Annotated in this window: 9 protein-coding genes; 3 read left to right on the plus strand and 6 right to left on the minus strand. The window is 69.3% G+C overall.

The features are described 5' to 3' along the window. Together D7X74_RS33905 and D7X74_RS33910 are read left to right on the plus strand one after the other, a co-directional pair. On the plus strand, positions 1 to 1,521 hold a 1,521-nt coding region (locus D7X74_RS33905; protein ID WP_120537146.1), incomplete at its 5' end, for a response regulator. Positions 1,522 to 1,627: 106 nt separating this feature from the next. Beyond that, positions 1,628 to 2,008, plus strand: a complete 381-nt coding sequence (locus tag D7X74_RS33910; protein WP_158620480.1) for a response regulator — start codon at positions 1,628 to 1,630, stop codon at positions 2,006 to 2,008. 10 nt (positions 2,009 to 2,018) lie between these two features. On the opposite strand, the gene D7X74_RS33915 is transcribed toward D7X74_RS33910, so the two are convergent. Beyond that, positions 2,019 to 2,390 carry a response regulator gene (locus D7X74_RS33915; protein WP_199732949.1) on the minus strand — a complete coding sequence of 124 codons (372 nt, stop codon included), beginning with the start codon at positions 2,388 to 2,390 and terminating at the stop codon, positions 2,019 to 2,021. A gap of 194 nt (positions 2,391 to 2,584) precedes the next feature. On the opposite strand from D7X74_RS33915, the gene D7X74_RS33920 reads away from it, so the two are divergent. Beyond that, positions 2,585 to 5,488, plus strand: coding sequence for a PAS domain-containing protein (locus D7X74_RS33920; protein WP_120537149.1), 2,904 nt, complete (start codon positions 2,585 to 2,587; stop codon positions 5,486 to 5,488). Positions 5,489 to 5,581: 93 nt separating this feature from the next. Here D7X74_RS33920 and D7X74_RS33925 read toward each other — a convergent pair whose 3' ends face one another. The 5 genes from D7X74_RS33925 to D7X74_RS33945 form a co-directional block, all read right to left on the minus strand. Further along, complete coding sequence (locus D7X74_RS33925; protein ID WP_120537150.1) at positions 5,582 to 5,980, minus strand: hypothetical protein; 399 nt, start codon at positions 5,978 to 5,980, stop codon at positions 5,582 to 5,584. 9 nt (positions 5,981 to 5,989) lie between these two features. Further along, positions 5,990 to 6,184: a hypothetical protein gene (locus tag D7X74_RS42775; protein WP_147444502.1), complete on the minus strand. Its 195-nt coding sequence runs from the start codon at positions 6,182 to 6,184 to the stop codon at positions 5,990 to 5,992. 278 nt (positions 6,185 to 6,462) lie between these two features. Beyond that, positions 6,463 to 6,969: a head protein gene (locus D7X74_RS33930; protein WP_147444503.1), complete on the minus strand. Its 507-nt coding sequence runs from the start codon at positions 6,967 to 6,969 to the stop codon at positions 6,463 to 6,465. Between the two features lie 552 nt (positions 6,970 to 7,521). Next, positions 7,522 to 8,685: a serine/threonine protein kinase gene (locus D7X74_RS45125; RefSeq protein ID WP_158622337.1), complete on the minus strand. Its 1,164-nt coding sequence runs from the start codon at positions 8,683 to 8,685 to the stop codon at positions 7,522 to 7,524. Between the two features lie 144 nt (positions 8,686 to 8,829). Further along, the coding region (locus tag D7X74_RS33945; protein WP_147446776.1) for a protein kinase at positions 8,830 to 10,617 on the minus strand (1,788 nt) is incomplete at its 5' end.

Genomic DNA, 10,617 nt, shown 5'->3' on the forward strand with positions numbered 1-10,617 from the left:
TTCTTCCCCCGCCCGCCCGGAGACGACTCCACCGGAGCCGAGCCCGCACCGTGTGTCTGGGTGGTGGACGACAGCGCCAGCGAGGCGCGCTTCATCAAGACGGCGCTCGGCCCGGGATTCCAGGTGGAGACGTTCCCGGACGGCGCCGCGATGCTCGAACGCCTGCACGCCGGACGGGCGCCGGACGTGGTGGTGCTGGACTGGGAGATGCCGGGGATGTCCGGCCCGGAGGTCTGTCAGTTCCTGCGCGGCCAGCCGGAGACCGCGGCCCTTCCCGTGTTGCTGCTCACCGCGCACGGCCGGCCGGAGGACCTGGTGCAGGGCCTGCGCGCGGGCGCCAACGACTACGTGGCCAAGCCCTTCCGCACGGAGGAGGTGCGCGCACGCGTGAACGCGCTGGTGCGCGGCAAGCGGATGGTGGACGCCGTGCGGAGAGCGGACCGGGAGAAGGCGGAGGCGCTCGCGCAGCTGGACGCGCTGCTCACCTCCTCGCCGGTGGGCCTGTCGCTGCTGGACCGGGAGCTGAGGTTCGTGCACGTCAACGCGCGGATGGCGAAGCTGGACGGGCTGCCCCTGGACGCCCACGCCGGGAGGACCTTCGCGGAGGTCCTGCCCTCACTGGCGCCGCAACTGGAGCCCGTCATCCGCCGCGTGCTGGAGACGGGAGAGCCCGCGGAGGAGCTGTCCGTGGCGCTGAAGCAGCCAGGGACGGACGCGGCCGGCGGCGACGTGCACCTCATGATGGGCTTCCACCCGGTGCGCACGGAGGGCGGCGAGGTGCTGGGCGTGGGGTCGGTGGTGGTGGACGTCACCCGGCACAAGCAGTCGGAAGGGGAGCTGCGGTCCGCCGCGGAGTTCCGCGAGCGCTTCCTGGGCATCGTCGGCCACGACCTGCGAAACCCCCTCAACGCCATCCGCATGGCGGCCAGCTTCCTCATCGCCAGCGAACAGGTGCCGCCCGGGCTGGTGCGCACCGTGGGGCGCATCATCAGCAGCACGGATCGGATGACGCGGATGATCACCGAACTGCTGGACTTCACCCGCAGCCGGCTGGGCGGCGGCATCCCCCTGACGCCGGGCGCCACGGACCTGGGGCTGGTGGTGCGCCAGGTGGTGGAGGAGCTGGAGCTGGTGCACCCCAACCGCACCGTGCGGGTGGAGTCCAGCGGCCCGCTGGGAGGCCGGTGGGACGGGGACCGGCTGGCGCAGGTCCTGAGCAACCTGCTGGGCAACGCGCTCCAATACAGCCCCCCGGAGTCCACCGTGAAGCTGTCGCTGCAGGGCGGGCCGGAGCAGGCCGTCGCGCGGGTGGAGAACCAGGGCACCCCCATCCCCCAGGAGGAGCTGGCCCTGCTCTTCCACCCCTTCCAGCGCGCGCAGACGGGCGCGCACGTGCCCTCCGGCCTGGGCCTGGGCCTCTTCATCTCCGAGCAGATCGTCCGCAGCCACCGGGGGACGCTGGTGGTGGAGTCGGGCCCGGAGCGGACGGTCTTCACCATGACGCTGCCGCGCGCCCCCTGAAGCACGCCACCGGGCTTCCGGACGCCTCCCACCCCGGAGGCCATCCGAGCCTCCGGGCGGCCGGTGGAAGTTGGAACTTCCCGGCCCCCTGCCCTACCCTGGGCGCGTGTCCACCACGCAACACTCCATCAGCCTGCTGCTTGTCGAAAACAACCGGGACGTCCGCGAGGCGCTCAAGGAGATCCTCGAATCGGAGGCCTACCGGGTGCACACGGCGGTGAACGGGCAGGACGCGCTGAACGTCCTGGCGGGGCTTGAGCGCATCCCCGAGCTCATCCTGCTGGACCTGGTGATGCCGGTGATGGACGGGCACGCCTTCATCGAACACCTGCGCCGCTCCGGCGCGCTGGCCCTGACGCGGGTGCTGGTGCTGACGGCGCATCCCACCCTGCCGCTGCCGCACGGGGTGTCCGGACGGCTGGGCAAGCCGGTGCGCCTGGAAGAGCTGCTGGACGCCATCGCCGTGCACGCCGCGCCGGCGGCGTGAGCGGGCGCCTTCAGCCGGGCTGGCAGTGCCGGGCCACCAGCGCGAGCAGCTCCGTGATGTCCACGGGCTTGCGCAAGAGGCCCACCGTGCCCGGAGGCGCCTTCGCGGTCGGGTGCGCGGTGAGCATCAGCACCGGCAGGTCGCGGAACCGGGCGTCGTCCCGCACGCGGTGGAGGAACTCGTGTCCGTCCATCACCGGCATCATCAGGTCCAGCAGCACCAGGCACGGCCGGGGCTCGTGGGAGAGCGCGTCCAGGGCCAGCTGCCCGTTGGCGGCCTGCACCACCGCGTAGTCTTCCATCTCCAGCAGCTCCGCCACCACCTCGCGCAGGTCCGGCTCGTCGTCGACGATGAGGATGGTGGAGCGGGGCGTCGTTCTCAACACGGGGACAGCCTACGCAGGTCGCACCGGCACCGCCAGCAATGACGCCGTGCTGTGCATCGCCGCCGCGTCTGGCCACCCCCGTCTCGCGCGAAAACGCACCGGTCGGATGCCTGTCTGTTGTTTCATCTTCCGGGAAAACGCGGCTCGGCGTTGCACCCGGAGACGGAAGCCCCTACCCGTCCCCTTGAGCCATGAATGTCATCGCCGACCTCATCGAAGCGAACCTGGAGACCCTGGTGCGGCGCTTCGTCGAGGAGACGCGGACCCGGGAGAGCAGCCAGGGCCTGAAGGCCTCGGAGATCATCACCACGCTGCCGGAGTACCTGCGCGTGGTGGCGCTCATCTGCCGCCACGGCCCCACGCCGGAGCGCCTGGAGACCCGCGCGCGCCTGGAAGAGGCCCACATCAACCTGCGCCTGCGGGTGGGTGCCACGCAGGAGGACGCGACGGACGAGTACACGCTCCTGGGCCGGCTCATCCCCCAGCTCTGGGACGCCCTGCAGCCGGAGCACACGCCCGCCGCCTCCGACCTCCAGTGCCTCTTCCAGCAGCTGGAGGCGGCCATGGACCACGTGGTGGTCCTCTTCTCCGGCTACTCGATGGAGGACCGGCAGCGGGAGAAGCGCTTCCTGCGCCAGCTGGATGCGCTCGCCCCCCAGGCGCTGGAGGCGCACGAGGACGCGCTGCCCCGGCTGAAGCCGCTCATCGACACCGTCGTCCGCGCGCTGGAGGCCGCTGGCGCGGAGCTGTTCCTGGTGGAGCGGGGGAGCACGGGGATGGGGGCCGTCGCGGACTCGGGGCATGACGTCCCGCACGCGGGACGCCGCCGGGTGGATGCGGCCGGGCCGTCCTTCCTGGGCAGGGTGGCCCGCTCGGAGGAGCCCCTGGTGCAGGCCCAGGCGCACGGGCTTTCCGACGCCGAGCGCGAGGGGTTGGGGCAGCAGGGCTGGAGCACGCTGCTGGGCCTGCGCCTGTGGCCCCACGGCGAGCTGATGGGCGTGCTCTGCGTGGGCTTCGCGGAGGCCCGTCCCGTGCCGCCGCAGACCAAGCGCTTCCTGGAGACGCTGGTGGAGTACCTCTCCGGCATCCTCGAGCGCGCCCTCCTGATGGGGAAGCTGCATGAAGCCCACGCGCGGCTGGCGACGTCGGAGACGCGCTACCGGTTGGCGAGCCAGGTGGCCACCGACTCCGTCTGGGATTGGGACCTGACGACGCAGGAGGTGACCTGGAGCGGCGGGGTGCAGCGCCTGCTCGGCTTCGCGCCGGAAGAGACGGGCCCCACCGCGGACTGGTGGGTGGACCGCATCCACCCCGAGGACCGTGAGCGCGTGAAGCACGGCATCCACGCGGCCATCCAGGGCACGCAGGCCCGCTGGCAGGACGAGTACCGGTTCCTGAACCGCCAGGGCGAAGCCGTGCGGGTGCTGGACACGGGCGTCATCACGCGCGACGCGCAAGGGCGGGGCCTGCGGATGGTGGGCGCCATGCAGGACATCACCGCGCGGCGGAAGACGGAGGCCGGGCGCGAGCAGCTCCTCCAGGAGGCCCAGACGGCGCGCGTCCAGGCGGACATGGAGCTCGGCCGCCTCAACACGCTGCTGCACCAGGCGCCGGTCGCGCTCGCCATCTTCCGGGGGCCCACGCACATCGTGGAGCTGGCCAACTCGCGCATCTGCCAGCTCTGGGGCCGCACGCCTTCCCAGGTGCTGCACCGCCCCATCCAGGAAGCGCTGCCGGAGGTGAAGGGCCAGGGCATCCTGGAGCTGCTGGACGGCGTGTTCACCACGGGCGAACCGTACGTAGGCAACGAGGTCCACGTGCGGCTGGCGCGGGCGCCGGGCGGGAGGCTGGAGGACGTGTACTTCAACTTCGTCTACCAGCCGCTGCTCGGGGCGGAAGGCCTCATCGAGGGCGTCCTCATCGTCGCCACCGAGGTCACCGACGGCGTGCGGGCCCGGCAGCGCACGGAGGCGCTGGCGGCGACCCTGCACGCCAACGAGGAGCGGCTGCGGCTGGCGCTGGAAGCGGTGGACATGGGCAGCTGGGACGTCAATCCGCTCACGGGCGAGGCGTCCTGGGACCCGCGGTTTCGCGCCATGCTGGGGCTGCCCGCCGAAGGGGAGCTGACGCTCGCGGAGGCCATGCAGTTCGTCCACGAGGAGGACCGGGCGAAGGTGGAGCAGGCGATGGCGGAGGCCAACATGCCCGGGGGCGCCGGGGAGTACGCCTGCGAGTTCCGGGTGCGGCCCCCCGCCGGAGACGGCGCGAAGGTGCGGTGGCTGTCCGGGCGCGGGCAGGTCCACTTCCGCCCGGACGGACGTCCCGCGCGCTTCGTGGGCACGGCGCTGGACGTGACGGAGCGCAAGCGCGAGGAGGAGGCGGCGCGGCAGCGCGCGGAGTTCGAGCAGTACCTGGTGGGCATCGTGTCCCACGACCTGCGAAACCCGCTCAACGCCATCGCGCTGGGCACCACGTCGCTGTTGCGGCGTGAGGAGCTGAGTGAGCGCGACACCAAGGCCGTCCTGCGCATCCAGGCCTCCGCGGAGCGGGCGGTGCGGATGATCCGCGACCTGCTCGACTTCACCCAGGCGCGCCTGGGCGAGGGGATCCCCGTGCAGTGCCAGGACCTGGACCTGACCACGGTGGTGCGGCAGGTGATGGAGGAGGTGCAGATGAACTTCCCCGAGCGCGTCCTCCAGGCCTCCACGCCAGGCCACGGGACGCGCGGCTGCTGGGATCCGGACCGCATGGCGCAGGTGCTCACCAACCTGCTGGGCAACGCGCTGAAGTACTCGCCGGAGGGCACGCCGGTGACGGTGCGCGTCCAGAGCACGGACCTGGAGGTCCTCCTGGCGGTGCACAACGCGGGCGACCCCATCCCCCCGGACCTGATGCACCGCCTCTTCCAGCCGATGCAACGGGGGGTGCCGGGCATGGACCTGGCGACGCGCAGCGTGGGGCTGGGGCTCTACATCGTGCAGCACATCGTCCAGGCGCACGGAGGCACCATCGACGTGACCTCCTCCCGGGAGGCGGGGACGACCTTCACGGTGAAGCTGCCGCGCGACGGGTCGAGGCAGGCAGCCAGGGGATAGGGCAGCCCTGGAGTCCGGGGCTGCCGGTGGAGGCTGGCGTGGAACTGAAGCCCTGTGAGGTCCGGAGCGCCCGGGACTCACTTCACGGAGACCTCATCCCGGGCCTGGGGGGAACTTCTTCATCAGTTCTTCTGGCAGGGGCGTACGCAGCAGGGTCGGCTTCGCATCTCCCTGCGCCAGGATGACCTGGAACCCCTGACCCGCGACGCGAATCAATTCTCCGTCCCGTGCAACCCCAAGGGCGAGCCATGTCTCGGCCTCCTCTCTTGTCGAGAAGGTCTGGGAGACGATGACGCTTTCAATGGCAGGCGTGAAGAACGACCGGAAAAACCCACGGTATTCCTCCAGCCTCTCGGCTTCGCGGACATAGACAAGCGCCACGGCGGCGATCCGCAGCGCCTCATCTTCAGGCGAACCTTCTTCGTACTTTTCGTTCACGCCCTTCAGGACGTCCAGCACGGAATCAACATCGAAATCTGGATTGTATTTCATTTCATTTGCTCAAAGCGCCAGGGGAATCAGCACCAGTGCACCGGCAGCACTCGTCGTGAGCACGAAGGCTACGCCTCCAACGACGACAAGGGTTCCGAGCGTCACCTCGGCTTTATGCTTTTGGAGCCAATCGATCGCGCGCTCCATGTCCGTGAAGCCAAGCTTCCTTGCTTTTTCTCGCGCTGCTGCCTCCTGTTCCTTCACGCATTCATTGTACTGGGCCCTGCAATCCGAAGTGCACCGCTGGTAGTACCATCCCGACTGCTCCTGGTTGTGGGGCCATGGGTAGCGCTTCTGCCAACAAACCTCCACGCACGTTTCATGCTCCCCCTGGCAGTCGAGGCCACCTGAGCCTCCACTTCCGAGTACGGCACCGACGCCTTCCGCATTCTCGGACACCCTGTACACCCGGGACTCCGTTGGCTGGACATGAGTACATCCAACGAAAAGAACCATCAGTGCCGTTACCAGCGAAATCCGCTTCATCTTGGGTCTTCCTCTCGCCTCCCAGGCGGTTTCGCGTCGGGCAGTGGATAGAGGACTCGGAGCTGGATCCGGTGATGGTAGGCCGCGAGATAGGGCTTGCCGTCGACATGAACGACGACCTGTCGGGGAGGCTCGGGCTGCTCCCGGAGCCAGGTTTCCGCTTCCTCGCGGGTGGAGAACAGGGCCACTGGAGCGCCTGCCTTCTCCCGCATGTCTTCCAGGTAGAACTTGAGGATCGGGCTGGAGAGAAGCCTGCGCGTGCCCACGCCCAACTCCGGCAGGTCCATCACGGTGAAGTATTCGCCCGCGACCAGCACGGACGCCCGGTCCGGGACCGGGGTCTGCGCCATCAGCCACGCGTCCGCTTCCGCGCGGGTCTCGAAGGAAGCGAACACGAACGGGGGCTCGTGTTCCTCGATGCCCTGGTGATACGTGCGAAAAAGCTGGGATTGGCCCATGTCGTGGATGAACTGGAGCGCGTCCATCGCAACTTCCAGTCGCATCCTGTCATCCTCGGATTGCGATTCCGACCAAAACCTCCCCAATAGCTCCCGTGTTTCAAGGGAAATATTGTCTCCCTTCATTGTACAGCCCCCATCACGACCGGCGCCGCAGCGCCTTCTCCGCTTGCCATGAGCGCTGCGGGCGCGAGGATGAACAGCCCGGTCCCGCGGAGACGACGACAAACGCAACTCCTGCGATGACGACCACGCTCCCGACCAGAATGCCCTTCTGATGGCGCTCCAACCAATGATGCACTCTCGGTTCTCCGCATCGCAGTCCCGGCTTCCTGCCGCCGTGAGCACGATTCGCCCGCCGTCTACTCCTGCGCCGGGCTTCAGCAGATACCGCGCCTCCTCCACGGGCCGCCAGGAGTGGACCCTCGTTCCATTCGGCTGCTCCTGGATGCAGAGCACGAGGGAAGGCAGTTCTTCAGCTCCAGGAGCGACCTTCTGTCGCCCTGCCCCACGAGGCCAGGAGCACACCCATCAGCACAAGGCACAGCGTCTTCATGGCGGCAGGCCGTAGCACAGCCGATGGCGTGCGACGGCGTTTCACACCACCGGCGTCGGCAGGTGCAGCACGCTTCCACGCGGGAAGGCCCCCACGTCCTTCTGGAATCCATTCAGCAGCGGCGCCGTGCCCGCGAGCGCCTTCTGGAACTCCTCCGCCGCCTCCGCGCCGCCGTAGTGCCCACCCAACTCCGTGGCCCGAGCCCGCAGAGCCGCCTCCACCTCCTCCGCCGTCGCGTAGCGCTCCGCACGGTCGCGCTTGAGCAGGCGGTGGAGGATGGCGCGCAGGGCCGGTGACAGCCGGATCATCAACGAATCGATGTCCTCGGGCCGGTACGCGGCGGCGTGCGTGACGATGTGGATGTATTCGCTCGTGACCCGCCCCGCCTGCTCCGCCACCATCATGCCCTGGAGCACCCGCTGCCCATCCTCGTCCGTCAGTCGCGCATCCAGGTCTCCCAGGAGGACACGGGGCAGGCTGTACAGGTGCAGGCTCGTCGCCAGCTCCAGCAGGATGAGCCCCAGCGAGAACAGGTCCGAGCGCGCATCCGCGGCCTCGCCGAACAACACCTCCGGAGCCCCGTAGAATGCCTGTCCATGCGGACGCGTGATGCTGGAAGGCACCCGGCCCGGCAACCGTGAGAAGGCATCCCCCAGGTGCGTCAACACCAGCTGTCCGTCCGGTCCGAACCGGATGCCCTGCGGATGCAGGTCCCGGTGCACGAAGCCCAATGGCAGACCGCGCTCATCCGCGTGCCCGTGCAGGAACGCGAGCAGCGACGCCAACTGGAGCCCCACGTGCAACAGGAAGGCTTCGGAGTACGCATGCACATACACCAGCGGCAGCAACGACACGTCGTCCAACGTGTAACCTGGGACGTGTTCCCATTCCAGGTACAGGACGCCCGCCGCTTCATGGCATCCGTTCAGCCGGGCGATGCGCGGATGCTGGAGGAGCCGCGCGAGCGTGACCATCTCCTGCATCCGTGCCTGGGGATCCCTCAGGCGCGACACCGTCCGCCCCGTCAAGGACAACGCCTGGAGGAACACCGGCACGGGTTCACGCCCGGGCTGCCGCCGGAGGGCAATGAGCTGCTGCTCCCCGTGACTGCTTCGCCGTAGCACCTGCGCCAGCTCGAAGGACCTGGAGCCCGTCTTGAACAGCACTTCGGGAGGGGGAGGCTTCACCGTCCTGGAAGGACTCATGCCGTGCGGGCTCCTTGTCATCCACGCGGACGCAGTCATCCGGGGAGAACAAGGACAAGCTACCTTTCAAGTCACCTGAAATGGGAGAACCCAGGAGGTAACATTAGAATAATTTCAAATCACAGGATTCTCAAAAAGGATGGCTCACGGGAAGGCATGCACGATGGTATAGGCCCAGGTGCGCGGCATCCTGACCGCACCGGCCTTGGAACCCGGAAGCCACTCTCCCCCATCGCGGTTGCCATAGACGAGGCAGACCGGGACGACGCGCCGGTCCGGCAGCTCCGCCCGGGTGTAGCGACCGGTCACCCTCCCCCCGCCCGTCCAGAGCTGCCCGTACAGTCGGGTTCCCGTGGGCAGGTCCCCGAAGCTTTCGACGGTGAGGCTGACGATGGGGCCATCGCGGACGATGAGCTCTTCCGAGTTGTCGCCCGGCTGATGGATGTCCGTGAGGATGCTGGCGCTGCCGCCTTCATACATTTCAAGCTTGCGCATCGCCTCCAGCGCCCCTGCGGGACAGCGGCTCGGGTCGGGGCGGACTTGTACTCCCGTGCAAGCGGTGAGGGCCACGGCGCCAGCGGCCAGGGTGCACCGCTGGAGCTTCCCGAGCACACCGGAGCGCACCGGAGCGGAGTTGACGGCCGCCTGCTGCGGCGCACGAAGGGTCATGTCTTCTTTCTCCTGCTGAAACAGGGCGGGTGGGGAATCCCCCGCCAGAGGCGCGCGAGCTTGGTCCGGTCCAGCCAGCGGCGCCATTCGCCGGACGTCTCGCGCCGGAGCGATGCCTCGTGGAACGTGTCCCAGACGCCATGCAGCGAGCACCGAAAGGGGCAGCCCCACCAGCAGCACGGCGACCAGTCCCCACCGCAGCGGGTGTGAGCGCCCACCTGCCCCGCGCACGGCACGGGAATCCCGGGCCTCGACCTCGGCCACCTTCGCCGGGTCGCGCTGGCGCAGTTCCCGGAGCTCACGCAGCCGGTGGACCTCCTCCACGTGCTTCGCACGGGCCTCCCGCAGGGCGACCTCCTGCCCCGGCATCACGGGGCCCCTCGCCTCCGCCGCCTCCAGCGTCGTGCGCGAGCCGCTGGACGTCCTCTCACGCCAGCCGAACAGCGGCGCGTCCCACGCCGCATCCGCGACCGCCAGGGTCCGACGCACCTCCCGGCCCAGGGAGGCCGTGCCCTCGGGTCGCTGTTCGGGCACGAAGGCCAGCAGCCGCTGGACGAAGTCCTCCAGCAGCGCCGGCACCCTCGGGTTGAGGTCCTTCAAGGAACCCAGGCCATGGGATGCCAGGGGCCCGAAGGGCATGCTCCACGGGAACGCGGGGTACTGGTCCACCAGCAGGCGGTAGAAGGTGACCCCGACCGCGTACAGCTCATCCGCGACCGCATAAGTGTAGGGCTCCAGGGCCCCGGGCCGGCGCTCCGCCAACGCCCGCCACCGGAGGAGCTGGGGGCTGTAATAGCGCGGACTGCCCGGCGGAAGTCTGGCCGTCGCGGTGAGGGCGGGCGCCCCCGCGTACCCGCCAGCGCCCCAGTCCAGCAGCTTCACCTTCCCGTCGGGGGTGACCAGGACGTTGTCGCCCTTGAAGTCCCGGTGCAGCGCCCCTGTCGCGTGCGCGGCGGCCAGCGCCTCCAGCACCTGGGCCAGCAACAGCGCCACGTGGCGACCCGTGGGGTTGCGGGCCAGGGCCCACTCGTAGAGTGATTCGCCCTCCACGTACTCCATCACCAGATAGGGGTGCTCCACCGGCCCCAGTCGCCAGACGCCGTGCGTGATCAATCGCACCACGGCCCGGTGGCGCACGCGGGCCAGCAGCGCCGCCTCCCGCGCGAACCACCGTTCCCCGGGGCGCCGCGACAACTTCAACGCATACAGGCGCCCGCGCGCACGCCCTGCCCGACGCACCGAATAGGTGGTCCCGTAACCGCC

Origin of the sequence: Corallococcus sp. CA047B (genome assembly GCF_003612065.1) — a bacterium.
GTDB lineage: Bacteria > Myxococcota > Myxococcia > Myxococcales > Myxococcaceae > Corallococcus > Corallococcus praedator.

What these genes read in the sequence shown, in the direction of transcription:
- D7X74_RS33925 (WP_120537150.1), bottom strand. Translation starts at nt 5,980, where the DNA reads ATGAAATACAATCCAGATTTCGATGTTGATTCCGTGCTGGACGTCCTG.
- D7X74_RS33920 (WP_120537149.1), top strand. Translation starts at nt 2,585, where the DNA reads ATGAATGTCATCGCCGACCTCATCGAAGCGAACCTGGAGACCCTGGTG.
- D7X74_RS45125 (WP_158622337.1), bottom strand. Translation starts at nt 8,685, where the DNA reads ATGAGTCCTTCCAGGACGGTGAAGCCTCCCCCTCCCGAAGTGCTGTTC.
- D7X74_RS33930 (WP_147444503.1), bottom strand. Translation starts at nt 6,969, where the DNA reads ATGCGACTGGAAGTTGCGATGGACGCGCTCCAGTTCATCCACGACATG.